Raw genomic sequence first — 23,704 nt, 5'->3', positions numbered from 1 at the left:
TTGCCGTGCGATCCCGAATCCCGAGCGCTGGTCGTGTCGACCGACCGCAGGCCGTGACCGCCGTTGGCGCAGCCCGCGCGGGGCGGTCGCTAGGGCGGCCGGCCGCGCCTGCGTTGGCCGCCCGTGTCTGCCCGACGCACCGGCCATGCGACAGCCCGGCGCGGAATGGAGTCGACGTCGCGACAAGCCGGGCGCGGCGCAAACGCCTCGTCATTCTCGGCGCGTTGCGAAGCCCGGCGCTCGGCGCGGCGGCGGTTCAGCCAGGGCGCGTGTCGGCCGAGGCGTTGATCGCCGTGTTCGAACGCAGCGTGCCGCCACGTCCCATCGATGCGCCCCGTGTCGGCTTCGTCCGGTCTAGGTCTGAGCGCCGCCCGCGGCCGGATCGCCCGTTGCGGGTGCGTCGACCTGCATGCGCATCGAGAAGTCGGTGGCCCGGATATGCTTGGTCAGCCCGCCGATGGAGATGCGATCCACGCCGGTATCGGCGATCTCGCGGACGTTGGTCAGCGTGATGTCGCCGGAGGCCTCGATGACGATCTGACGCCGGAAACGTCGCCGATGGGCGTCGGCCATGTGCACCGCGCGTGCCAAAACATGGGTGGCGAAATTGTCCAGCAGCACCGCGTCCACGCCGGCTTCCAGCGCGGCGTCGAGTTCCTCGAGCGTTTCAACCTCGACCTGCAGGAACAGGTCCGGCGACTGCGCGCGCGCGCCGGCCACGGCCGACTCGATGCCGCCCGCGGCCATGATGTGGTTCTCCTTGATGAGGATGGCGTCGAAAAGACCGAAACGGTGGTTCACGCCGCCGCCGCAGCGCACGGCGTAGCGCTGGGCGCTGCGCAGTCCCGGCAGCGTCTTGCGCGTGTCCACGATGCCGGTATTCGTGCCCTTCACCCGTTCCACGTAGTCGTGCGTGGTGCTCGCGACACCGGAGAGCAGCTGCAGGAAATTCAGCGCCGTGCGTTCGCCGCTGAGCACCGCGCGCGCCGGGCCGTGCAGTTCGCAGACCGGCGTCTCCGAGCGCATGCGCTCGCCGTCGGCATAGCGCCAGTGGATGCGGACGTCGGCGTCCAGTGCCGCGAAAACGGCGTCGAACCAGGGCCGGCCCGACAGGATTGCGTTCTCGCGCGCGACGACGACGGCATGCGCGGGTGCGGCGGCATCGGCCAGCAGGGCGTTGCGGTCGCCGTCGCCGATGTCCTCGGCGAGTGCGCGCGCGACGGTGTCGGCGACATCGGCCGGCGGATTGAAGTCGATCGTCGGCACAGGCCTTGCTCCGGATCTCTCGAGGGCCGGCAGTATACTTCAGCGGTGCGGTAGGGCCTGTAAACACTTCATGCGAACGCCGCGTTGGAGACCTCAAATCGTGTTCTGCAAGGCGCGAGTCGCCGATCGTGGCGCGCCACGATCAAGGCTGGCAACGCCGCAGAGCGCGATTTGAGGTCCAACCCTTCGGGACAAGCGCTGTTGTGCGGCAATCCAGCGTTGTAGCACGCTGATGCAGAATAACTGCACGGCGCGTACTACGCCTCGTCTTGCCGCACAACAGCGCTTGGCGCGGGCTCGCATGAAGTGTTAACAGGCCCTTGTGTCTTGCCAGCGGGGTTGCTTAGCTAGCAGCCCAGTGCCCGGCCGGGTGAGCATCCACAGGCCCTGAGGCTTCGAGCCCGAGCGTTAGATTATGCCCCCGGCCGGTTATATCTCTGCAACTTGAATGGTATCCAAGCCCCTGCAGAGCAGTGAGGCTGTACGGACAAGGAGAAGTGGCGAGATGTCGGCTTTTATTGGCATTGATGTCAGCAAACACAAGCTCGATTGCGCCTGGCTACGTGAGCCTGCCGCCGGCAAGGTCAAGACCAAGGTCCTATCCAACGATGCGCGCGGTTATGCACAGCTACAGCGCTGGCTTGAACAGCACACGGGCCAGCCGATCGCCACGTGCCATATCGTGCTCGAGGCCACGGGCATCTATCATGAAGCACTGGCCTATGCGCTGCACGACGCCGGGGCAGGCGTATCGGTGATCAACCCGGCCCAGATTCGCGACTTCGGCAAAGGGCTGGGCGTGCGCGGCAAGACCGATGCCAAGGATAGTGTCGTATTGGCGCGCTACGCGGCGACCCAGCGTCCGGCGTTCTGGCAGCCCGAACCGGCCGCGATCCGCGAGCTCAAGGCGCGCGTGGCGCGCCTTGAGGCACTGGACAGCGATATCCAGCGCGAATGCAATCGACGCGAAAAATCTGAAGTGACCGGCGACACCGAGATCATCGCCTCGATCGAAACGGTTCTGTCGGCGCTGCGCGCCGAACGGGCCCGGCTGGCGCGTGATATCGATGCTCATATCGACGGTCATCCCGAGCTCAAGCACGATCAGGCGCTGTTACAGAGTATTCCCGGCATCGGGCCCGCGGTCTCGCTGCGTCTGATGACTACGCTACGCAGTTGATCGTTTGCGAGTGCGCGACAGGCGGCCGCGTTTGCGGGCCTGGTGCCGGTGCCATGGGAATCGGGCCGCTCGGTATACAGGGCACCGCGGCTATCGAAAGCCGGCTCGGCACGATTACGGCGCCTGCTCTATATGGCGGCCGTGGTCAGCCTGCGATACAACCCGGATATTGCCGCGCAATATGCGCGGCTGACAGGCCGTGGCAAGACCTCGATGAGCGCATTGGGTGCGGCTATGCGAAAGCTCATGCATATCGCCTACGGCGTGCTGAAAACACAAATACCGTATCAAGCTCAAGTGGCTCAATGAGACGCTTGGTGTTCGATTGGCAAGATGGTATCTAGAACGCCAGCCGCAGGCCGGCGCGCACGTGGCGATGGGCTGGCGGATAGAAGTTGCGAAAGCCCGGACGCAGCACGTCGGGCTCGGTATGGCGGCTGCCGCCGCGGGCCACGAAATGGTCGCCGTCGAACCACGATTGCGAATAGGCTTCGTAGGGGAAGGCGGTGAAGCCGGGATAGGGATGGAAGGCGTCCGCACACCATTCCCAGACCCGGTGCAGGTCACGCAGGCAGTCCGCCCGGCGCGCGGCTTCCCATTCGATTTCCGCGGGCAGCCGCGCGTTCGCGTAGCGGGCGAAGGCGCGCGCTTCGTACCAGCCGATGCCGTGGACCGGGGCGTCGGCGATCGTATGTTCGCCGTCGCCGGGCACGTGCCAGCCGTGGCCCTCCGCCGGTCGCCAGTGCTGGGGGTGGGTGACGCCGGCGGCCTCGCGCCAGGCCCAGCCGGCCGCGTCCCAGAGCTCAGGCCGGTAATAGCCGCCAGCCTCCATGAAGCCGAGCCACTGTGCATTGGTCACCGGACCATCGGCGATGTCGAAGGCGGCGACGCGGGTCTCGAACGCCGGCTTTTCGTTGTCGTAGGCCGCCACGTCGTCCGTGCCGATGGTCGCGGTATGGGCCGGCACGTGGGTGGTTGCGCACTCGGGAGAGGCGGGCGCCAGGGCGGTGGCGGCCGGCCGCGTCGCATGTCCGAGTGCGAGCTGGTCGCAGGCCAGACGCATGGTCTCCAGATGCTGGGCGTAGTGCTGGCGCACGAACGCCTCCAGATAGCCGTCGGTCAGCAGGGCATGATCCATCTCCGCGGTGGCGGCCCAGTAGGCGTCGCTGCGCGCCGCCACGGCGCGGGTCCAGTCGCGCATCGCGTCCGGGTCGGGCAGACGGGCGCTGCGCTCGCCCTTGGCGCAGAGTTCGGGAAAATACAGCGTGCGCCAGTGGTCGGTGATGTCATGGTCGCCGAACACGCATTCCGCCAGCCAGTAGTGCTCGACGAAAAAGACATGCCCGACGTGCCAGAGCAGCGGGCTGAGCTCGGCATGGCTCTGGCGTGTGAGATCGTGCTCGGGCACGGCGTCGAGCATGCCGCGGCTCGCCGCACGCAGACCGGCCAGGCGGTGAGGAAACGGTGGGTTCATAGTGTTTCGACAACGGGGACTGAACTCTGCCTGTCTACTACGACCAGTGTGTCGGTTTCGATCCGTGTCCATCCGGAGTCGGTGTCGAAGGGTTCGGAGGCGATCATCGTGCCGGCCCGCCAATCGGCGTGATAATACAGCGACGGCGCGCGCGCATTGATGGCGGTGCGCACCGCGACCAGCCGCTCGCCGTCGGTCAGCACGAAGGCGAGCAGCGCGCGCACATCCGGCGTCTCGGCGAGCCATCCGCGCAGCAGGGCGATGGCCGTGCGCACACGGGTCACCGGGTCGCCGGCCTGCTGGCGGAGCAGGGCGAACAGATACTCGGAATCGGTGTTGCCGACGATCGAGGTCTCCACGGCGGGTGCGAGCTCGGCCCGCAGTCTCGCCCGCAGCGTGGTCGCGAAGCGATCGACGAAGCCGTTGTGGGTGAACATCAGGTGCTCGTCGCAGAACGGCTGCGTGTTGGCGTGATCGGTGCCCAGCCCCGGCGTGGCGCTGCGCACGTTGCCCAGCCACAGCCGCGATCGCAGGCTGCGGGCCAGCGGCTCGACGTTGACGTCCGCCCAGATCGGCAGGATGTTGCGATAGACCGCGGGGCGGTCGTCGTCGTCCAGCCAGGCCGCGCCCCAGCCGTCGGCGTTGACCGTGGCGCTTTCCATCTCGCGCGCGTCCCAGGCCTGTCGGCTCAACCCGTGTTCGGGCGCGAGCAGGATATCGTTCAGGAAACCGGGCGCGCCCATGTAGGCGGCGATGCGACACATCCGTAGTCGACCGGGTATCGGGATTATCGGCGCATGATAACCTCCGACGCCATCACGCCAAATCGCTGATTCATGCGCGTTTCAGAACAGACCGACCGGCTTGCCAGTTCCGTGGTCACCCCGGATCGTGCGGTGGCCACGCTCACCGACGATGTCCGGGCCGGGCTGCTGTCGCGGCCGCGCTGGCTGCCGGCGAAGTACTTCTACGACGACCACGGCTCCGAGCTGTTCGAGGCCATCTGCGCGACCCCGGCGTACTATCCGTCACGCGCCGAGGAGGCCTTGCTCGCCGCCCATGCCGGCTCGATCGTGGAGGCGGCATCGCCCGACCACATGCTGGAGCTGGGCAGCGGCAGCTCGCGCAAGACCCGCCATCTCCTGGCGGCCTGCGACCGGCTCGGCCGGCATCCGGTCTACTGGCCCTTCGACGTCAGCGCGCAGATGATGCTCGACGCCGGCGCGGATCTGGTGGGCCGCTATCCGTGGCTGTCCGTGCATGCGCTGATCGGCGACTACACCGGCGGTCTGGGCCGGCTGCCGCTGCCGCATAGCGGCCGTCGACTGATCGTCTTTCTCGGCGGCACGCTGGGCAATTTCGAGCCCGCCGCGGCCATTGCGATGCTGCGCGAGATCGCCGCGCTGATGCGCGCCGACGATCGCCTGCTGCTGGGCCTGGATCGCGTCAAGGACCGCGGCCGCCTGGAGGCGGCCTACGACGACGCCGAGGGGGTGACCGCAGCCTTCAACCGCAACGTGCTCACGGTCCTCAATCGCGAGTTGGATGCGGATTTCCCGGTCGCCGACTATCGCCACCGGGCGGTGTTCGACACCGAACACGAACGCATCGAGATGCGGCTGGCCGCCGGGCACGACCACAGCGTGCGCCTGGGTGCGCTGGACACCGTCATCGACATGGCGGCTGGCGAGGAGATCGTCACCGAGTTCAGCCACAAGTTCACGCCGGCCTCCATCGAGCGTCTTCTGGCCGCCGCGGGCCTCGCCGCGACCGCCCATCACGAGGCCGAGGGCGGCGACTACTCGCTGGTTCTGGCCGGGCGCGCCGACGGCGACGGCTGAGTCAGGGCGCCGTCAGGCGTCCAGCAGATCGAGCAGCAGCGCCTTCTGCGCGTGGAGTCGATTCTCGGCCTCATCCCAGACGACGCTGCTCGGCCCGTCGATCACCTCGGCGCTGACCTCTTCGCCCCGGTGCGCGGGCAGGCAATGCATGAACAGGGCATCGTCGGCGGTCCAGCTCATCAGCGCGCGGTTGACCTGGAAGTTGGCGAAATCCGCCAGTCGCGCCTCGCGGTCGTCCTCGTCGCCCATGCTGGCCCAGACGTCGGTGACCACCAGGTCCGCGCCGTCGGCGGCGCCGGGGGCGTCCTCGCAGATCACGGCATGCGCGCCGGCGGCCTCGACGATCCGCGCCTCCGGCTGATACCCGGGCGGTGCCGCCACGCGCAGCGTGAAATCGAGCAGGCGCGCCGCGTGCAGCCAGGAGTTGCACATATTGTTGCCGTCACCGATCCAGGCCACCGTCCGGCCGGCGATGTCGCCGCGGTGCTCGGTGTAGGTCTGGAGATCGGCCAGCAGCTGGCAGGGATGCAGGCGGTCGGTCAGCCCGTTGATGACCGGGGCCCGCGAATAGGCAGCGAAACGCTCGAGCGTGTCGTGCGAGTGGTTGCGGATCATGATCGCGTCGGCCATGCGCGAGAGCACGCGTGCGGTGTCCTCGACCGGCTCGCCGCGCCCGATCTGGGTGTCGGCCGGCGACAGGAAGATGGCATGGCCGCCGAGCTGGGTCATGCCCGCCTCGAAGGAAACCCGGGTGCGCGTCGAGGCTTTCTCGAACAGCATCGCCAGCGTCCGGCCGGCTAGCGGCGGCTTGCGCGGCGGCCTGGCCTTCAGCGCGATGGCGCTGTCGATCACGCGGCGGATGCCGTCGGCGCCGAGGTCGTCGAGGCTGAGGAAATGGCGGACTGTCATGCGTTGGCTCGTGTGTCGTTGTCGGAAGCCGCCGCGTTCTCGATCAGCTCGCAGACGGTGTCCACGAGCCGCTCGACTTCGGGCGGCGCGATGATCAGCGGTGGCAGCAGGCGGATGACCGAGCCGGCGGTCACGTTGAGCAGGACGCCGCGTTCGCGGGCGGCCTCGACGAGCTCCGGGCAGGGCCGGGCCAGTTCGATGCCGATCATCAGCCCGGCGCCGCGGATGTCCCGCACCACGTCGAGACCGCCGACCCGCGCTTCGATCTGGCCGCGGATGGATTCGCCCATCGCCTGGGCATGGGTGAGCAGGCCGTCGTCGGTGATCGTGTCGAGTACCGCCAGCGCGGCCCGGCAGGCCAGCGGATTGCCGCCGAAGGTCGAGCCGTGGCTGCCGGGGCCGAACAGTTCGCGTGCCGGCCCGGCCACCAGCGTCGCGCCGATGGGCACGCCGCCGCCGAGTCCTTTCGCCAGACACATGACGTCCGGCGTGATCCCGCTCGCCTGGTGGGCGAACCAGTCGCCGGTGCGCCCCACGCCGGTCTGGACCTCGTCGACCATCAGCAGCCAGCCGCGCGTATCGCACAGCGCGCGAAGACCGGGAAGAAACGACGCCGGCGGCACACGCACGCCGCCTTCGCCCTGGATGGGCTCGACCAGCACTGCCGCGATGTCGCCGTCCAGCGCGCGGATGGCCTCGAGGTCGCCGTAGGGCACGCGCACGAAGCCCTCGGGCAGCGGCTCGAACCCCTGCTGTGCCGACGGATTGCCGGTGGCGGCCAGGGCGGCCAGCGTGCGGCCGTGGAAGGCGCTCTCCATCACCACGACGCGCGGTGTGTCGATGCCGCGACCGTGGCCGTGCAGGCGCGCGAGCTTGATGGCGGCCTCGTTGGCTTCGCTGCCACTGTTGCCGAAGAACACGGCGTCCATGCCGGCGAGCTCGCAGAGGCGGTCCGCCAGTCTTGACTGGACCTCGATCTCGTAGAGGTTGGAGGTATGCAGCAGACGGTCGGCCTGTTCGCCGATCGCGGCGGTCAGAGCCGGATGGGCGTGCCCCAGCGCATTCACCGCGATGCCCGAGAGGGCGTCCAGGTAGCGCCGGCCGGCGGTGTCGAACAGCCAGGCGCCTTCGCCGCGCTCGAAGGCCACGGGCTGGCGCTTGTAGGTCGGAATCAGATGGGAATGCGTCATGGCTGCGGCGTATCAATGAAAACAGCCCCGCCGCAGAGCGACGGGGCTGCATTCTAGCGCAACCGGAGCGGGTGTTTAGCCCTTGGCGTCCTCGTAGCGCTTGGCGATGCCGTCCCAGTTGACGACGTTCCACCAGGCTTCGACGTATTCCGGCTTGCGGTTCTGATACTTCAGATAGAAGGCGTGCTCCCAGACGTCCAGCCCCATCACCGGTTTGCCGTCCTCGGAGACGACATCCATGATCGGGTTGTCCTGGTTCTGGGTGGACACGATCCGCAGCTGATTGCCCTGCGGCACGAGCCAGACGAAGCCGGAGCCGAACAGGCCGGTGGCCGCATTCGTGAACTGCTCCTTGAACTCGTCGAAGGAGCCGAAGCTCGAATCGATCGCCTTGGCGAGATCACCGGTCGGCTTGCCGCCGCCCGAGGGCGACATGCACTGCCAGAAGATGTTGTGGTTGTAGAAGCCACCGCCCTGGTTGCGCACGCCGGGGCCGTGCTGGCCGGCCTTCGAGAGAATGGTCTCGAGATCCTGGTCCTCGAGCTCCGTGCCCTCGATCGCCTTCTTGAACTTGGTCAGATACGCGTTGTGATGCTTCTCGTAGTGAATCTCCATCGTACGACCGTCGATGTACGGTTCGAGTGCATCGTAGTCGTACGGTAGATCGGGCAGTTCAAATGCCATGACGTATCCCTTCTTCTGAGATGAGTGAATCAACGCCTCGACTTTATATAGGGGTTTCGAGTCGATTTTCAAAGCATCACGGTGATTCTGCGGGTTTCTACTGAGGCCGCATCGCCGGCATGGCGCCTGACGGCGGCCGTTGCGATTGCTATGCTCGCGCAATGACTTGCCCCGCCGATACCCGCGGTCACGACGCGATCGAACTGGCCGTGTTCGCCAGTCGCATCACCGCCGTCTGCGAGGAGATGGGCGCACGCCTGGCCCAGGCCGCCTTCTCGCCCAACATCCGCGACCGGCTCGACTATTCCTGTGCCGTGTTCGACGCCGCGGGCCGGCTCTGCGCCCAAGCCGCGCACATCCCCGTGCATCTGGGCAGCATGGCTTATGCGATGGCCGACATCGTGGCGGCGCGCGAGTGGCGGCCCGGTGAGATGGTCGCGCTCAACGACCCGTATCTGGGCGGCACCCATCTGCCGGACGTGACCCTGATCGCGCCCCTGTTCGTCGGCGACCGGATCGCGGCCTTCGTGGTCAACCGGGCCCACCACGCCGACATCGGCGCGGACTCGCCGGGCTCCATGCCCCTGTCCACGGATCTGGCGGAGGAAGGCCTCGTGATCGCGCCGGTGGCGCTGGTCCGCGAGGACGCGATCGACGAGTCGGTCCTGGGCGGCTGGCTGACACGGTTGCGCAACCCCGATATCGCCCGCGGCGATTTCTCCGCGCAGATCGCGGCCAACCGGGTCGGCATGGCCCGGCTCGCCGCACTCGTCGATGAGTATCCGGATGTCGATGCCTTCGAAGGTCGGCTCGCGGATTACAACGGCTATGCACGCCAGCTCGCGGCCGGCGCACTCGCGGCACTGCCGGACGGACGCTACCGCTTCACCGACTATCTCGACGACGACGGCCAGGGCAGCACCGACCTGGCCATCGCCTGCTGCATCGACGTCGAAGGCTCTCGCGTGCACGTGGACTTCGCCGGCAGCAGCCCGATGGTCGCGGGCAACGTGAACTGCCCGCTCTCGGTGACCGCTGCCGGGGTGCTGTATGCGCTGCGCTGCCTGATGCCGGCGCAGCTGCCGGCCTGCGCCGGCGCCTTCGACGACATCAGCCTCAGCGTGCCGGAACGCTCGCTGCTCAATGCCCGCGCGCCGCACGCGGTGGCGGCCGGCAATGTCGAGACCAGCCAGCGCGTGGTCGACGCGGTGCTCGGCGCGATCGCCGATGCCGTGCCCGAGCGCGTGCCGGCGGCCAGTCACGGCAGCATGAACAACGTGGCGCTGGGATCGCACGCCGACGAATCGCCCTGGGACTACTACGAGACGATGGGCGGCGGGCTCGGCGCCGGGCCCCAGCGGCCCGGGGCTTCGGCGGTCCAGGCGCACATGACCAACACGCTGAACACCCCGGTGGAAGTGCTCGAACGCCATTTTCCGATGCGGGTGACGCGCTACGCGGTACGCCGCGGCAGCGGCGGCGCGGGCGCGCGTGCGGGCGGCGACGGCATCGAGCGCGAACTGATGTTCCTCGCGGCGACCGACTACACGCTGCTCACCGAACGCCGCCGGCGCGCGCCCTGGGGACGCGCCGGCGGCGGCGACGGCGCCCGCGGCGAGAACCGGCTCGACGAGCGTTCGCTGCCCGGCAAGTGCACGGGCACGGCGCAGCCGCGACAGCGGCTGCGGATCACCTCCGCCGGCGGCGGCGGTCACGGGCCGCCCTCCTGAACGGCCGCTCGACAGCCGCGTTATAATTTGGCAGGTGAAACCGATTTCGAAGCAAAGGACAGCGCCATGAGTGCGAAGGCAATGGAAATCATCAAGCAGGAAGTCGAAGGCAATCCGGTCGTCCTGTACATGAAGGGCACCCCGGATTTCCCCCAGTGCGGCTTTTCCGCGCGCAGCGCCGAGGCGCTCAAGGCCTGCGGCGTGCCGTTCATGGCGGTCAACGTCTTCGATGACGAGGAGATCTATCGCCAGGGCGTCAAGCTGTATTCCAACTGGCCGACGATCCCCCAGCTCTACGTCAACGGCGAACTGATCGGCGGTTCGGACATCGTCATCGATCTGTTCCAGTCCGGCGAGCTCAAGCCGATGCTGGAAAACGCCGTCGCCGAGAACGAAGGCGCCAAATAAGCGCGTAACGCGCGCAACCGGCCGCGGGCGCCGCGGCCGGAACCGAACACGTCGATTCAAGGAGTAGAGGCGAATGGCCTACAAGCATGTGCGTCTGCCGGAGGACGGGCAGAAGATCACGGTCGAGAACGACACCATGCACGTTCCCGACAACCCCATCCTCGGCTTCGTCGAGGGTGACGGTATCGGCCCGGACATCAGCAAGGCCTGCCTGCGCATCTGGGATGCGGCGGTGGAGAAGGCCTATGGCGGCAAGCGCAAGATTCACTGGGCCGAGCTCTACATGGGCGAAAAGGCCGCCGGCATCTACAACGGCGACTATTTCCCGGACGAGACCCTCGAGGCGATCAAGGACCTGTGGGTCGCGATCAAGGGCCCGCTGACCACGCCGGTGGGCGAGGGCTTTCGTTCGCTGAACGTGGCTCTGCGCCAGTCGCTGGATCTCTACGCCTGCGTGCGCCCGGTGCGCCACTACGCCGGCGTGCCGTCCCCGCTCAAGGATCCGGGCAAGGTCGACGTGGTGATCTTTCGCGAGAACACCGAGGACGTCTACGCCGGCCTCGAGTGGCAGTCGGGCAGCGACGATAACAAGAAACTCGCCAAGTTCCTGCGCGAGGAGATGGGCGCGGAGTTCTTCGAGGACGCCGGCCTGGGCGTCAAGCCGATCTCCGAGTTCGGCTCCAAACGCCTGGTGCGCAAGGCCATCCAGTACGCGATCGACAACGGCCGCGAATCGGTGACCCTGGTGCACAAGGGCAACATCATGAAGTTCACCGAGGGCGCTTTCCGTGCCTGGGGTTATGAAGTCGCGCGGGAGGAATTCGGCCACTGCACGATCACCGAGGACCAGCTGTACTCCGAGTACAACGGTCGTCAGCCGGAAGGCAAGATCGTGATCAAGGACCGCATCGCCGACATCATCTTCCAGCTCATGCTGCTGCGTCCGGACGATTTCGACGTCCTGGCCACGATGAATCTCAACGGCGACTATCTCTCGGACGCGGCGGCGGCCGAGGTCGGCGGTATCGGCATCGCGCCGGGTGCCAACATGTCCGACAACATCGCCGTGTTCGAGGCCACCCACGGGACCGCGCCCAAGTACGCCGACAAGAACAAGGTCAATCCCGGTTCGCTGCTGTTCTCGGGCGTGAACATGCTCGAATACCTCGGCTGGCAGGAAGCCGCCGATCTGATCAGCCTCGCGTATCCGGAAGTGCTGGCTGACGGCATCGTGACCTACGACTTCGCCCGCAACATGGAAGGCGCCACAGAAGTCGGCACCAGCCAGTTCGCGGATGCGCTGATCGAGCAGATCCAAGGCGGCATCGATCTCGAGACCAAGCGCCAGCAGCGCTCGGACAAGCTCGCCCGCGAGCGCAAGCAGCGCGAGATCCGGCGTCTGCTCCAGCCGATGGAGGAGATGATCGCCAGCGGCCGTACGCCGACGTCGGTCTCGGATGTGATGACGCGTTCGCTGATCACGGTCACCGACGAGACGTCCGTGCACGACGCCATGCACGAGATGCGCAAGAACGAGGTCTCGTCGCTGGTCGTCGAGCCCAACGACTCGGGCGAGTGGGGCATCATGACCCGGCGCGACATCGTCACCAAGATCGTGCGCGACAACAAGTCGCCGACCGACATCAACGTCGGCCAGATCGCGACGCGGCCGGTGGTCACGGTGGCGCCCGAGACGCACCTGCACGAGGCGGCCAACGTCATCGCCGAGAAGAACATCAGTCGCCTGCTGGTGGCCAACAAGGACGGCGAGCTGCTCGGCATCACCACCGAGACCGATATCTTCGGTGCCATCGAGCAGTCGGGTTGGTTGCCGGAAGCCTGATCGCGACCATGACGGCGTCGCCCAGGGGCCACGTGCGGACGTGGCCCCTGGGCGTGCGCGCGCTATGAGTCCGCAGTCCACGCGGGTGGGCCTCGTGCTCATCGGCGACGAGCTGTTGTCCGGCAAGCGCACGGACAAGCACATGCCCAAGGCGATCGAGCTGCTCGCTGCGCGCGGGATGGAATTGTCGTGGGCCCGCATGGTCGGCGACGACGCCCAAGTGCTCGAACAGACCCTGCGGGAGACGCTGGCCGGGCCGGATATCGTGTTCAGTTTCGGCGGTATCGGTGCGACGCCGGACGATCGGACACGCCAGTGTGCGGCCGCGGCGGCGGGGGTCGAGCTCGAGTTCAACGCCGAAGGGCGCCGCATTCTGGAGGAGCGCTTCGGCGAGGACGCCTACCCGAAGCGCATCCACATGGTTGAGTGGCCGGTTGGCGCGCGCGTGATACCCAACCCGGTCAATCGCGTGCCGGGCTTTTCGTTCGGCGATCATCATTTCGTGCCGGGGTTTCCGAACATGGCCTGGCCGATGATCGAATGGGTGCTGGACACGCACTACCGGCATCTGCATCGGCTCGAGCGCGACGTGGAGTTGCTGGTCGAAGTGCTGGATACACCGGAGAGCGCGCTGATCGATCCCATGCAGACGTTGATGGACGCCCACCCGAGCGTGCGTATCGCCTGTCTGCCCAACGCCGGTGGCGCGCGCGTCATCGAGTTCGGGGTGCGCGGCGCCCCGGCGGCGGCCCGGGCCGCGTTCGAGGATCTGAAGAACACTTTCCGGGACGCCGGTGTGCCGCTCGGGCGGGAGTCGACGCCGTGACGAACGTGAACGTCTAGATTTCTGATTGTTCAAAAGAAACTGCGCAAGCCATCCGGTCGGTGCTAGAGTCAGGGTGACCGGTCTTGGGGGGAAGATAACGTGCAGCGACACCATGCCGCATGTTTGCCGGACGTGGCCCGCACACTGCGCAGCCAGCTGACGCGCTACGCCTGTTATGGCGTGCTCATCGCGTTGGCGGTGATCGTTGTGGCCACACTGGCGACCGTGCTGCTGGCCGGCGAGGCGTTGACGGCGGCCAATCTCCTCGACGCGCATCGTGACAACGTGGGGCTGCTGGTTCTCGATCTGCTGCTGCCCCTGGTCTTCGCGCTCTGGGGCCAGTACGTGGGGGTGCTGCTGTCGGATCGCGCGATCGCGTTCGCGCGGGACGATACGCGGCGACTGCAAGCCGACAGGGCGCTTCTCGAGGCGCGCGCGCGGCGCGCCGACGATCTCGACGCGCTGACGGGCCTCGCCAATCGCGCCTATTTCGTGGAGCGCCTCGAGTCCGCCGTGGCGGCCGCCAATCTGAGCCGCTCCCGCGTCGCCGTAATGATCATCGACCTCGACGGCTTCTCGGAAGTCAACGACCAATTCGGTTCGTCCAACGGCGATCGCGTGCTCAAGAGCGTGGCCCGACGCCTCGATGCCGCGCTGTCCGAGCAGGCGTTGGTCGCGCGATTCGGCGGCGACAGCTTCGCCGTGCTGCTGGATCCGCTGCGCTCGGCCGAGGTGCTCGATACGGTCGCGCGCCGCATCGAGCACGAGCTCGAGCCGCCCTGCGCGCTGGACAGCCTGTCGCTGAACTTGGCCGGCAGCATCGGTGGTGCGATCTATCCCGAGAACGGGCGTGACAGTCACAGCCTGCTTGCCGCCGCCGAGGGCGCCATGCACCGCGCCAAGACCCAGGGCGGCGGCTTCGCGCTCGTTACCGCGCGCGAGTCGCTGCACGACGCCGAAATGCACAGTCTGAGCTCGGAGCTGCGCGCGGCCATCGAGGAGGATCAGCTGGTCCTGCATCTCCAGCCGATCGTCGACATCGCGGCCGATCGCGTGCAAGGCGTCGAGGCGCTCGTGCGCTGGCAGCATCCGCGGCGCGGACTGATCATGCCGGGCGACTTCATTCCGCGGGCCGAGCGCAGCGGCCTGATCAGCGAGTTGTCCAACTGGGTGCTCAAACGGGCACTGTCCAGTGCCGCCGATCTGCATGCCGCGGGCTGGCCGCTGGGCATTTCGGTGAATCTGTCCGCCCGGACCCTGCTAGACCCGCATTTTCCGGATGCGCTGGCCGAGCTGTTGGCGGCGGTGGATCTGCCGAGCCGGTATCTCACCGTCGAGATCACGGAGGATACGCTCATGGCCGACCAGCAGCGCACGCTCGATGTCGTCACCCGCGTGGCCAACATGGGCGTGCACATCTCGATCGACGATTTCGGCACCGGTTACTCGCAGCTCGCCTATCTCAAGCGTCTGCCGGCGAGCGAGATCAAGATCGACCGGTCGTTCGTGGAGGACATGCTCGTCTCGCGGACCGATCTGTCCATCGTGCAGGCGACGATCGGGCTGGCCCATGCCCTGGAACTGCGAGCGGTCGCCGAGGGCATCGAGACGGAATCACAGGCCGAGCGCCTGCGGCAGCTGGGCTGTGATTATATGCAGGGCTATTACATCGGACGGCCGATGCCCGAGGACAAGTTCAGGGACTGGCTCGGCGCCTGGGACCTATATCATGCCTCCGCCGGCGGGCCCGCCGGGCCGGAGACGCGCTCGAATCACAGCGCATAGCGCCAAGTCTTCAGTCGTCGATGAAGACCACGCGCTGGCCGAAGGCAGGGGCCTGAAAGTTCGCCTCGGGCAGGCCCGCGGCCGCGCGGGCCCGGGAGAGCGCCGCTACGGGCGCCCACTGTTCCTCGTCACTGAGCTTGAAGGTCGCAAAGTGGATGCCGAGGCTGTGTCCGGCCCCCAGTTCCCGGTGCGCCTGCACGGCGTCCTGCGGGTTCATGTGCTGGGGCGCCATGAACCAGCGCGGCGCGTAGGCGCCGATCGGCAGCAGCGCGACGGCGGGCGCGCCGAGCCGGTGACGGATCTCGCTAAAATGCGGCCCGAAGCCGGTGTCGCCGGCGAAGAACAGGCTGGCGCCCGCGGTTTCGATCCAGTAGCCCACCCAGAGCGCGCGGTTGCGATCGGTCAGCCCCCGTCGGGACCAGTGCCGCGCCGGTGTCGCGGTCACGGTCATCGCGTCGCCGACACGGGTGTTCTGCCACCAGTCCAGCGTGACGATGCGCCGCGCGCCGGCCGCCACGAGCCAGTCCGAGAGGCCGGCGGCGGCCACGAAAAGCGGATTGAAGTGCGCGATCAGTCGTCGGATCGTCGGCCGGTCGAGATGGTCGTAGTGCGCGTGGCTGATGAGCACCGTGTCGATCGCCGGGAGGTCGTCGAACGCGAGGCCGGGCGGATGGTAGCGCCGCGGCCCGAGGCCCGGAACGGGCCCGACGTGCTCGGAGAAGACCGGGTCGGTCAGGACGTTGTGACCGGCGGCCTGGATCAGTGTGGTGGCGTGCCCGATCCACGTCACGGCGAGCCCGTCCGCGCGCGCCGGCGGCGGCGCGGGCCGCGCGAAGTCGGTCATACGACTCCACGGGTTGCGTTCGCGCTCGCGATACCATCGCCACAGCGCGCCCGGGCCGCGCGACACGGGGTCCGGATTGTGGAAACGACGGCCGTCGAAGTGGTCGGAGCGCTCCGCCGGCTCCGGCGTGCGCCCGCGTATGAAGCGTGCAAGCCGACGCATCACGTCGCCCGACCCGGCGATGCGCGGCGCGCGAACACCACGATCACCGCGGCCAGTATCACGGCCGCGCCGCCGGCGAGGCTGAGCGCGTCCGGCGTTTCATGCCAGACCAGCCAGCCGATGAGGGCCGCGAACAGGACGGTGGTGTAGATCAGTGCGCCGATATGCGCCGCAGGCGCGAGCGTATAGGCCTGTGTCAGCAGCAGCTGACCGGCGGTCGCGACCACGCCCGCCGCGGCCAGGGCCAGCCAGGCGGTCGTGTCGGGGGTCTGCCAGAACGCGGCGGCGGGCAGTGCCGAGAACAGTGTGGCCAGGACACTGAAATAGAGCACGATCCGCAGCGTCGGCTCGGTGGTGGACATGCGCCGGATCGAGGCCATCGAGGTGGCGGCCAGGATGCCGGCGCCGAGCCCGGCCAGGCCAGCCGGGCCGGCCCAGTCCAGGCCGGGCTTGAGGATCAGGATGACGCCGACGAACCCCACGAGCACGGCGGGATAGATGCGTGTCGGCGGGCGCTCGCCGACCCACGCCCAGGCGATGAAGGGCAGGAACAGCGGCTGGCTATAGTTCAGCAGCACCGCGCTGGCCAGTGGCATCTGGGAAATCGCGTAGAAGAAACAGTACATCGCGCCCAGCCCGGTGGCCGTGCGCAGCAGATGCATGCCCGGCCGGGCCGTTCGCATCGACGGCCGCGAACGCCCGGTGGCTGCGAGCCACGGCAGCAGTGCGACAAGCGCGAACAGGTTGCGGAAGAAGACGATGACCGGATTCGGCAGGTCGCTGCCGGCGAGCTTGATCAGCGCGCTCATGCACGCGAACGCCGCGGCGCCGCCGATCGCGAATGCGGCGCCGCGGCCGAGTTCCTGGCGCATCAGGCCGGGTCGGACGGGGTCCGCACCGGCGTGTCGTCGACGTTGCCCCACTCGGACCAGGCGCCGGGATAGCCGCGTACCTGCGGATAGCCGAGATACTTGAGCACCAGGTAGGCATAGGACGAACGCACGTGGCTCTGGCAGTACGCCGTGATGTCGCACTGCGAATCCACGCCGTGCTGGGACAGGATCTCCAGCAGCTCGGCGCGCGGGCGTAGCCGACCCCGCGCGTCCTTGAAGTGCAGCCAGTCGAGGCTGATGGCGCCCGGAATGTGGCCGCCGCGCGCGCTGCGCACATCGGCACCGGCGTATTCCGCGGCACTGCGCACATCCAGAAAGCTGACGTGATTGTCGTCCAGATGCTGCTCGATCCACGCCCGGTCGGCGATGCCGTCGGGCTGGCGGGTGACCTCGAACGCGCTGCGGCCGGCCTGGGGTTGGCCGTCCTCGAGCTCGAAGCCGGCCTCGTGCCAGGCCGCCAGCCCGCCGTCCAGCAGCGACAGATCCGAATGGCCCATCACGTCCAGCGTATACAGCAGGCGTGCGGCCTGGCCGTCGCCGACGCGGTCGTAGGCCACGATATGGGCGTCGTTGCGCAGCCCGGCGTCCGACAGCGCCTCGGCGAGCGTGGCCTCGTCCGGCAGCAGCCCGGCAACCGGCGGCGCGCTGGCGGTGAAGTCGGGCATGTCGATCTGCAGGGCGCCGGGTATGTGCGCGCGGGCGTAGTCGCCGGCCGGATCGACGGCCACGATCTGCACGTGGGGCAGGCCGAGGACGTCGTGAAGCTGTTCGGGGTCGACGAAAAGCGGCAGTTTGCGGGCCATCGGGGTTCTCCGGTCGCGTTGCGGCGTGGGTTCAGACCGTCTTGCCGGCGAGATAGAGCCAGGTGCTGACGACCGTGTCCGGATTGAGCGACATGCTCTCGATCTCCTGATCGAGTAGCCATTTCGCCAGATCCGGATAGTCGGACGGGCCCTGGCCGCAGATGCCGACGTACTTGTCGTTGCGCTTGCAGGCGCTGATGGCCTTCTCGAGCATGATCTTGACCGCCGGATCGCGCTCGTCGAACAGATGCGAGATCAGGCCGGAGTCGCGATCCAGACCGAGCGAGAGCTGGGTCATGTCGTTGGAGCCGATGGAGAAGCCGTCGAAGTATTCGAGGAACTCGTCGGCGAGCACGGCGTTCGAGGGCAGTTCGCACATCATGATGATGCGCAGCCCGTCCTGCCCACGTTTCAGGCCATGCTCGGCCAGCAGGTCGGTGACGCCCTTCGCTTCGGCCAGCGTGCGCACGAACGGGATCATGATCTGGACGTTGGTCAGGCCCATGTCGTCGCGCACGCGCTTGACCGCTGCCAGCTCCAGCTCGAAACAGGCGCGGAAGTCGTCGGCGAGGTAGCGCGAGGCGCCGCGCCAGCCGATCATCGGGTTCTCCTCGTCGGGCTCGTAGGCCTCGCCGCCGATGAGATTGGCGTATTCGTTGGACTTGAAGTCCGACAGCCGCACGATCACGGGTTTGGGCGAGAACGCCGCGGCGATGGTCGAGATGCCCTCGACCAGCCGGTCGATGTAGAAACCGACCGGGTCGTCGTAGCCGGCGATGTGTGCGTCGATGGTCTTCTGCAGCGCCGGCGACTGCTGCTCGTATTCGAGCAGGGCACGCGGGTGCACGCCGATCTGGCGGTTGATGATGAACTCGAGCCGCGCCAGGCCGACACCCTCGTTGGGCATCATGGCGAAGTCGAAGGCGCGGTCCGGATTGCCCACGTTCATCATGATCTTGGTGCCGATGTCCGGCATGCTCTCGAGCGAGACCTCGTCGACGTTGAACGCGATCTCGCCGTCGTAGACGTAGCCGGTGTCGCCCTCCGCGCAGGACACGGTCACGGGCGTGCCGTCGACCAGCCGTTCGGTGCCGTCGCCGGTGCCGACCACCGCCGGTATGCCGAGCTCGCGTGCGATGATCGCGGCGTGGCAGGTACGACCGCCGCGATTGGTGACGATCGCCGAGGCGCGCTTCATCACCGGCTCCCAGTCGGGGTCGGTCATGTCGGTGACCAGAATATCGCCGTCCTCGACCTTGTTCATCTCCTTGACCGAGGCGACGTTGCGTACGCGGCCCGCGCCCACGCGCTGGCCGATGGAACGGCCCTCGACCAGTACGGTATAGCCGTGGGAGTCGAGCTTATAGCGTTCCAGGCGGCCGCCGCTGTTGGATTTCACCGTCTCCGGGCGTGCCTGCAGGATATAGAGTTCGCCGGTCTCGCCGTCCTTGCCCCATTCGATGTCCATGGGCCGGCCGTAGTGGCGCTCGATGATCAGCGCCTGGGCGGCCAGCGCTTCGGCGTCGGCATCCGATAGAGAGAAACGCGACTGATCGGCGGCCTCGACGTCGACGAATTCGGTGGTCTTGCCGTGGCTGCGATCGGCCGTATAGACCATCTTCACGGCTTTGCCGCCGTTCACGCGCCGCAGGATCGCCGGGCGCTTGGCGTCCACGTTCGGCTTGTAGACATAGAACTCGTCGGGATTGACCGCGCCCTGGACCACGGCTTCGCCCAGGCCCCAGGAACTGGTGATGAACACCACCTGATCGAAACCGGACTCGGTGTCGATCGTGAACATCACACCCGAGGCGCCCGTGTCCGAGCGCACCATGCGCTGGATGCCCGCCGACAGGGCGACCTGGCTGTGCTCGAAGCCGCGGTGCACGCGATACGAGATCGCGCGGTCGTTGAACAGCGAGGCGAACACGTCCTTGATCGCGAGCATGACGTTGTCGAGCCCGCGCACGTTGAGAAAGGTCTCCTGCTGTCCGGCGAAGGAGGCGTCGGGCAGGTCCTCGGCGGTGGCCGAGGAGCGCACGGCCACCGAGATGTCGGCGTTGTCGCCGGCCAGGGTGGTGAAGGAATCGCGGATCGCGGTTTCCAGATCGGGCGGGAAGGGGTGTTCGAGCACCCAGCCACGGATCTTTTCGCCGGTCTCGACCAGCGCGTCGACGTCGTTCACGTCCAGCGCGTCGAGTGCGGCGTTGATGCGTGCGTCCAGGCCGTCGTGGGCCAGAAACTCACGGTAGGCCGAGGCGGTGGTGGCGAAGCCGTCCGGCACGTTGACGCCGGCATCGGCGAGATGGCTGATCATTTCGCCGAGCGAGGCGTTCTTGCCGCCGACGCGCTCGACATCGTCCATACCCAGCTGGCTGAACCACACTACGTGCTCGTTTTGCACCAATACCGTCCTCGGAAACCAAGCGATGGGCGCTCATTTTACACGCGCTCGCGCGGGCTGTGCGCGCCGTATACGGTTGCCATGGCGCGATCGCGGCCCGGACCCGGCCTAGGCGGAACGGCCGCGCTCGGGCAGGATGTCGCGCATGAGCGACGCCGACACCCCCCAACGTTCGATCTTCTTTCTGTCCGATCGCACGGGCATCACCGCCGAGACACTGGGCGCGACGCTGCTCACCCAGTTCGACGAGCGCAGTTTCCGACAATCCACGCTGCCGTTCATCAACACGCCGGAGAAGGCGCGCTCGGCGCTCGAGTACATCGAGCACACCGGGCGCGCGAGCGGACTCCAGCCGATTGTGTTCTCCACCACCGTCAGCGAGGACGTGCGCGAGATACTGCGCGACAGCAGCGCGCTGTTTCTCGATCTGTTCGACACGTTCGTGCCCAAGCTCGAGCGCGCGCTCGAGACCAAGTCCGAACATCGCGAGGGGCGGGCGCACGGCATCGCCGACGAAGCGACCTACCGCTCGCGCATCGATGCCATGAACTACGCGCTGACCCACGACGACGGCGTCGGCGAAAGCGGTTACGACCAGGCGCAGGTCATATTGGTGGCGCCGTCGCGCTGCGGCAAGACGCCGGTGTGCATCTATCTCGCCATGCAGCACGGCGTGTACGCCGCCAACTACCCGCTCACCGACGAGGATCTCGAGGGCACCGGCCTGCCGCGGGCGCTCAAGCCCTATCGCGACAAGCTCTATGGGCTGTGGATCGACCCGGAGCGTCTGCATCATATCCGCAGCGAGCGGCGTCGCGGCAGCAGCTACGCCGCCCTGCCGCAGGTCAGCTACGAGCTGCGCCAGGCGGAGGGGCTGTACAAGCGACACGGGCTGCCTTATGCCGAGACCACCAACAAATCGATCGAGGAGATCGCGACGCTGATCATGCAGGACAAGGACATCCGCAGGCGCTCGTTCTAGCCGCCGGCGGGCGCGTTTGAAAAGCCGCAGGCGTGCCGTATAGTCCCGGGATGCCCAGACTCAAACGCAATCACTGGCTGGCCGCGGCACAGCCGCGCAGCTTCACCGGCCTGATGGGGCTCTACGAGAGCAACTACCGTCGGTTCGAGCGGCTCGTGCCCGAGATCGATCTGCCGTTCGACCAGGCCCGTTCGCCCGGCGAACACGCGACACTGCATCTGCGCGTGCTCGAGCGCTGCCGCTATACCGTCACGCTCAATCTCACCTACTGGTTCGGCGAAGGCGACGACGCCCGACCGGACCCCGACCTGCGTCTGCGGGTGTATCGCGACGCCCAGCTCGCCGAGGCGATCTACTGCGACGCGCGTTCGCGCTATGCCGCGCTCGCGGGCCTGCCCGAGATCGACGAGGACGTGCTCGGAAACCAGTGGCCCCGCAATCTGCTGCTCAACAAGTGGCTGGCCTACTGTCTGGCGCAGGGCCACAGCTTCGGCGGCGCCCATCGGCCCCGCCGCGTCGACGCCGAATAGCCGCTCGCCGGATTATCGCCCGCCCCGGGGCCGCGGTTTCTTGCCGCCCTCGGGGCGCTCGGGTTCGCGCAGCCGCAGGCCCACCGTTTCGATGACGCCAGCGTCGAGCGTGCGCACGGTCAGGCGCAGGCCGTCGACGTCGACCACGTCGCCCTCCACGGGCCGACGCCGGAGCCGGCGACGCATGTAGTCGGCGATCTCGAGTTCGCCCTGGCGCGCTTCGAGCGTTACGCCGTAGACCGTGGCCAGCTCCGCCATCGTGGCGTTGCCGTGCAGGATGAAACTGCCGAAGAAGGCGCGCGCGGCGGGCTCGCTGTCGCGGTTCTTGCCGCGAAACAGCAACGACAGTTCCTCGGCGTGGCGTTCCGGCGTGATCAGATACAGCAGGTCGTTGGCGGCATAGACGAAGCCGCGCTTGGGGAACAGCAGACGCGGCCCGCGGGTGACCGCAATGCAGCGCAGCTTGTCGAAACGCGCCAGCGCGTCGCCCTGCGTGGCGGCCAGGCTCGAGGCCGGCTGGATGCGAAAAGCGAGCAGGATGTAGGGGTCCGGCCGCGTGCCCTCGAAGTCGAACCGGGCCACGGCGCCGGGCTCGCGCGGGAGCTGAAGCTTGAGCAGGCGGGCCATCCAGGCCAGTGACGTGCCCTGTATCAGCAGCGAGACCAGTACGACCGCGAAGGTGATGTCGAACAGGAACTGACCGCCTTCGAGATCCGCCATCAACGGAAACAGTGAAAGCACGATGGGCACGGCGCCGCGCAGGCCGACCCAGGCGATGAAGCCCTGTTCACGCGAGGGAAAATGGAAGGGCAGCAGGCTCATCCATACCGCCACCGGGCGGGCGACGAAGATCAGAAACAATGCGATGAGCGCCGCCGAGCCGGCGTGGTCCCAGAGCTGATTCGGGTTGACCAGCAGCCCCAGCACCAGAAACATGCCCGCCTGCGCGAGCCAGGCGAGGCCGTCCATCACCCGGAAGACATGCTCGGAGGCGTGGTTGCGTCGATTGCCGACGACCAGGCCCACGACGTAGATGCCGAGAAAACCGCTCCCACCGAGCTGGTTGATGGCGGTGAATGCCATCAGGCCACCGGAGACGATCAGCAGGGCGTAGAGCCCCTCGACCAGCCGCAGGCGCGAGATCAGAAACGACAGCACATAGCCGAGCACGATGCCGCCGGCGATGCCGATGCCGAACTGATGCGCGATCTCCGAGAGAATCGTCGACGGCGTGAAGCCCTTGTCCGACTCGATGGCGCCGAGCAGAAAGGTGACCAGGAAGATCGCCATCGGGTCGTTCGTGCCCGATTCGATCTCGAGCGTGGCGGAAACGCGCTGGTTGAGCGTCACGCCTGAATTGCGCAGCTGGGAGAACACCGCCGCGGCGTCGGTGCTCGCCACGATCGAGCCCAGCAGCAGGCCGTATCGCCAGTCCACATTCAGCCACACGGCGATGAAGGCGCCCGCCAGCGTCGCCGAAATGAGCACGCCGAACGTCGCCAGCGACAGCGCGGGCCGCAACGCCACGCGAAAGGTCTGGAAGTGCGTTCGCAGCCCGCCGTCCAGAAGGATGACCGCCAGCGCCAGATTGGCGACGAAATAGGCGACGGGCACGTTGTTGAAGTTGATCTGTCCGGGCCCGTCCTCGCCCGCGAGCATGCCGACGATGAGAAAGATCAGCAGCAGCGGCGGCCCGAAACGGGCCAACGAACTCGCGAGCACGCTCAGAAAGAGCAGCAGGCCGACGAAGAACAGTATGACGTTGGTGTCGATCATGGGCGCGTCATCGATACACGACGAGTCGTCGTGGCACACGGGATGGCGAACTGCCGCGGCCCCCGACGTCACTCATCCTGACAGAGCTCGGCAGGCCATCGCCACGTCGTGCGTGCCGCGCGAACGGAACGTCGCAGGCGTCCGGACATTAAAAAGCCCCTGCCGATCATCGAC

Annotated in this window: 19 protein-coding genes and 1 pseudogene; 9 read left to right on the top strand and 11 right to left on the bottom strand. The window is 67.4% G+C overall.

Annotation, left to right across the window (positions count from 1 at the left end):
• Nucleotides 1–354: 354 nt before the first annotated feature.
• Entirely contained in the window at nt 355–1,266 is a 912-nt protein-coding gene (gene nadC / locus SAOR_RS04480) for a carboxylating nicotinate-nucleotide diphosphorylase (protein ID WP_123630392.1), read from the bottom strand.
• A 505-nt stretch (nt 1,267–1,771) separates the two neighbouring features.
• On the opposite strand from nadC, the pseudogene SAOR_RS04475 reads away from it, so the two are divergent.
• Nucleotides 1,772–2,755, top strand: a pseudogene (locus SAOR_RS04475) (IS110 family RNA-guided transposase).
• Between the two features lie 31 nt (nt 2,756–2,786).
• On the opposite strand, the gene SAOR_RS04470 reads toward SAOR_RS04475, so the two are convergent.
• Together SAOR_RS04470 and egtC are read right to left on the bottom strand one after the other, a co-directional pair.
• Nucleotides 2,787–3,920, bottom strand: coding sequence for an SUMF1/EgtB/PvdO family nonheme iron enzyme (locus SAOR_RS04470; RefSeq protein ID WP_185015545.1), 1,134 nt, complete (start codon nt 3,918–3,920; stop codon nt 2,787–2,789).
• On the bottom strand, nt 3,917–4,684 hold the full coding sequence (gene egtC, locus SAOR_RS04465; protein ID WP_123630390.1) for an ergothioneine biosynthesis protein EgtC: 768 nt from the start codon (nt 4,682–4,684) through the stop codon (nt 3,917–3,919). The genes SAOR_RS04470 and egtC overlap by 4 nt, the downstream gene beginning before the upstream one ends.
• 72 nt (nt 4,685–4,756) lie before the next feature.
• Between egtC and egtD the strand changes: the two genes are divergently transcribed.
• On the top strand, nt 4,757–5,761 hold the full coding sequence (egtD, locus tag SAOR_RS04460; RefSeq protein WP_123630389.1) for an L-histidine N(alpha)-methyltransferase: 1,005 nt from the start codon (nt 4,757–4,759) through the stop codon (nt 5,759–5,761).
• Nucleotides 5,762–5,773: 12 nt separating this feature from the next.
• Here the strand turns inward: egtD and argF are convergent, their stop codons facing one another.
• From argF to SAOR_RS04445, 3 genes are all read right to left on the bottom strand, one after another.
• The gene (gene argF, locus SAOR_RS04455) at nt 5,774–6,670 is read right to left on the bottom strand and encodes an ornithine carbamoyltransferase (RefSeq protein ID WP_123630388.1); all 897 of its coding nucleotides are present in this window, start codon (nt 6,668–6,670) and stop codon (nt 5,774–5,776) included.
• Entirely contained in the window at nt 6,667–7,860 is a 1,194-nt protein-coding gene (locus SAOR_RS04450) for an acetylornithine transaminase (RefSeq protein ID WP_123630387.1), read from the bottom strand. Before SAOR_RS04450 ends, argF begins: the two co-directional genes overlap by 4 nt.
• A 75-nt stretch (nt 7,861–7,935) precedes the next feature.
• Nucleotides 7,936–8,544, bottom strand: coding sequence for a superoxide dismutase (locus tag SAOR_RS04445; RefSeq protein ID WP_123590417.1), 609 nt, complete (start codon nt 8,542–8,544; stop codon nt 7,936–7,938).
• A gap of 161 nt (nt 8,545–8,705) precedes the next feature.
• On the opposite strand from SAOR_RS04445, the gene SAOR_RS04440 reads away from it, so the two are divergent.
• The 5 genes from SAOR_RS04440 (at nt 8,706) to SAOR_RS04420 (ending at nt 15,136) form a co-directional block, all read left to right on the top strand.
• The gene (locus SAOR_RS04440; protein ID WP_123630386.1) at nt 8,706–10,274 is read left to right on the top strand and encodes a hydantoinase B/oxoprolinase family protein; all 1,569 of its coding nucleotides are present in this window, start codon (nt 8,706–8,708) and stop codon (nt 10,272–10,274) included.
• Nucleotides 10,275–10,340: 66 nt separating this feature from the next.
• Nucleotides 10,341–10,682, top strand: a complete 342-nt coding sequence (gene grxD / locus SAOR_RS04435) for a Grx4 family monothiol glutaredoxin (RefSeq protein ID WP_123590415.1) — start codon at nt 10,341–10,343, stop codon at nt 10,680–10,682.
• A gap of 73 nt (nt 10,683–10,755) precedes the next feature.
• Entirely contained in the window at nt 10,756–12,525 is a 1,770-nt protein-coding gene (gene icd, locus SAOR_RS04430) for an isocitrate dehydrogenase (NADP(+)) (protein WP_123630385.1), read from the top strand.
• 64 nt (nt 12,526–12,589) lie between these two features.
• On the top strand, nt 12,590–13,351 hold the full coding sequence (locus SAOR_RS04425) for a competence/damage-inducible protein A (protein ID WP_123630384.1): 762 nt from the start codon (nt 12,590–12,592) through the stop codon (nt 13,349–13,351).
• Between the two features lie 132 nt (nt 13,352–13,483).
• Complete coding sequence (locus SAOR_RS04420; protein ID WP_185015544.1) at nt 13,484–15,136, top strand: putative bifunctional diguanylate cyclase/phosphodiesterase; 1,653 nt, start codon at nt 13,484–13,486, stop codon at nt 15,134–15,136.
• A gap of 10 nt (nt 15,137–15,146) precedes the next feature.
• On the opposite strand, the gene SAOR_RS04415 is transcribed toward SAOR_RS04420, so the two are convergent.
• From SAOR_RS04415 to ppsA, 4 genes are read right to left on the bottom strand one after another with little or no spacing between them, the layout of a single operon-like run.
• Nucleotides 15,147–16,142, bottom strand: a complete 996-nt coding sequence (locus SAOR_RS04415) for an MBL fold metallo-hydrolase (protein ID WP_123630382.1) — start codon at nt 16,140–16,142, stop codon at nt 15,147–15,149.
• A complete protein-coding gene (locus tag SAOR_RS04410) occupies nt 16,142–17,014 on the bottom strand; it encodes a DMT family transporter (RefSeq protein ID WP_123590410.1) in 873 nt (290 codons plus the stop codon). The genes SAOR_RS04415 and SAOR_RS04410 overlap by 1 nt, the downstream gene beginning before the upstream one ends.
• Nucleotides 17,014–17,838 carry a sulfurtransferase gene (locus tag SAOR_RS04405; RefSeq protein ID WP_123630381.1) on the bottom strand — a complete coding sequence of 275 codons (825 nt, stop codon included), beginning with the start codon at nt 17,836–17,838 and terminating at the stop codon, nt 17,014–17,016. The genes SAOR_RS04410 and SAOR_RS04405 overlap by 1 nt, the downstream gene beginning before the upstream one ends.
• A gap of 31 nt (nt 17,839–17,869) precedes the next feature.
• Nucleotides 17,870–20,242, bottom strand: a complete 2,373-nt coding sequence (gene ppsA / locus SAOR_RS04400; RefSeq protein WP_123630380.1) for a phosphoenolpyruvate synthase — start codon at nt 20,240–20,242, stop codon at nt 17,870–17,872.
• A gap of 145 nt (nt 20,243–20,387) precedes the next feature.
• Between ppsA and ppsR the strand changes: the two genes are divergently transcribed.
• Both ppsR and SAOR_RS04390 read left to right on the top strand, forming a co-directional pair.
• Nucleotides 20,388–21,224: a posphoenolpyruvate synthetase regulatory kinase/phosphorylase PpsR gene (gene ppsR, locus SAOR_RS04395; protein WP_123630379.1), complete on the top strand. Its 837-nt coding sequence runs from the start codon at nt 20,388–20,390 to the stop codon at nt 21,222–21,224.
• 50 nt (nt 21,225–21,274) lie between these two features.
• Nucleotides 21,275–21,754 carry a DUF1249 domain-containing protein gene (locus SAOR_RS04390; RefSeq protein WP_123590407.1) on the top strand — a complete coding sequence of 160 codons (480 nt, stop codon included), beginning with the start codon at nt 21,275–21,277 and terminating at the stop codon, nt 21,752–21,754.
• Nucleotides 21,755–21,766: 12 nt separating this feature from the next.
• Here SAOR_RS04390 and SAOR_RS04385 read toward each other — a convergent pair whose 3' ends face one another.
• Nucleotides 21,767–23,530 (bottom strand): potassium/proton antiporter, encoded by a 1,764-nt coding sequence (locus SAOR_RS04385; protein WP_123630378.1) that lies wholly within the window; start codon nt 23,528–23,530, stop codon nt 21,767–21,769.
• Nucleotides 23,531–23,704 lie beyond the last annotated feature (174 nt).

It is taken from the genome of Salinisphaera orenii subsp. orenii MK-B5 (assembly GCF_003788635.1).
Lineage (GTDB): Bacteria > Pseudomonadota > Gammaproteobacteria > Nevskiales > Salinisphaeraceae > Salinisphaera > Salinisphaera orenii.
This window is presented reverse-complemented; position numbering and strand designations above follow the sequence as displayed.

What these genes read in the sequence shown, in the direction of transcription:
- SAOR_RS04405 (WP_123630381.1), bottom strand. Translation starts at nt 17,838, where the DNA reads ATGGCCCGCAAACTGCCGCTTTTCGTCGACCCCGAACAGCTTCACGAC.
- SAOR_RS04440 (WP_123630386.1), top strand. Translation starts at nt 8,706, where the DNA reads ATGACTTGCCCCGCCGATACCCGCGGTCACGACGCGATCGAACTGGCC.
- SAOR_RS04410 (WP_123590410.1), bottom strand. Translation starts at nt 17,014, where the DNA reads ATGCGCCAGGAACTCGGCCGCGGCGCCGCATTCGCGATCGGCGGCGCC.
- grxD (WP_123590415.1), top strand. Translation starts at nt 10,341, where the DNA reads ATGAGTGCGAAGGCAATGGAAATCATCAAGCAGGAAGTCGAAGGCAAT.
- ppsR (WP_123630379.1), top strand. Translation starts at nt 20,388, where the DNA reads ATGAGCGACGCCGACACCCCCCAACGTTCGATCTTCTTTCTGTCCGAT.
- SAOR_RS04470 (WP_185015545.1), bottom strand. Translation starts at nt 3,920, where the DNA reads ATGAACCCACCGTTTCCTCACCGCCTGGCCGGTCTGCGTGCGGCGAGC.
- SAOR_RS04390 (WP_123590407.1), top strand. Translation starts at nt 21,275, where the DNA reads ATGCCCAGACTCAAACGCAATCACTGGCTGGCCGCGGCACAGCCGCGC.
- SAOR_RS04445 (WP_123590417.1), bottom strand. Translation starts at nt 8,544, where the DNA reads ATGGCATTTGAACTGCCCGATCTACCGTACGACTACGATGCACTCGAA.
- SAOR_RS04450 (WP_123630387.1), bottom strand. Translation starts at nt 7,860, where the DNA reads ATGACGCATTCCCATCTGATTCCGACCTACAAGCGCCAGCCCGTGGCC.
- egtC (WP_123630390.1), bottom strand. Translation starts at nt 4,684, where the DNA reads ATGTGTCGCATCGCCGCCTACATGGGCGCGCCCGGTTTCCTGAACGAT.
- egtD (WP_123630389.1), top strand. Translation starts at nt 4,757, where the DNA reads ATGCGCGTTTCAGAACAGACCGACCGGCTTGCCAGTTCCGTGGTCACC.
- SAOR_RS04415 (WP_123630382.1), bottom strand. Translation starts at nt 16,142, where the DNA reads ATGCGTCGGCTTGCACGCTTCATACGCGGGCGCACGCCGGAGCCGGCG.
- icd (WP_123630385.1), top strand. Translation starts at nt 10,756, where the DNA reads ATGGCCTACAAGCATGTGCGTCTGCCGGAGGACGGGCAGAAGATCACG.
- SAOR_RS04385 (WP_123630378.1), bottom strand. Translation starts at nt 23,530, where the DNA reads ATGATCGACACCAACGTCATACTGTTCTTCGTCGGCCTGCTGCTCTTT.
- argF (WP_123630388.1), bottom strand. Translation starts at nt 6,670, where the DNA reads ATGACAGTCCGCCATTTCCTCAGCCTCGACGACCTCGGCGCCGACGGC.
- SAOR_RS04425 (WP_123630384.1), top strand. Translation starts at nt 12,590, where the DNA reads ATGAGTCCGCAGTCCACGCGGGTGGGCCTCGTGCTCATCGGCGACGAG.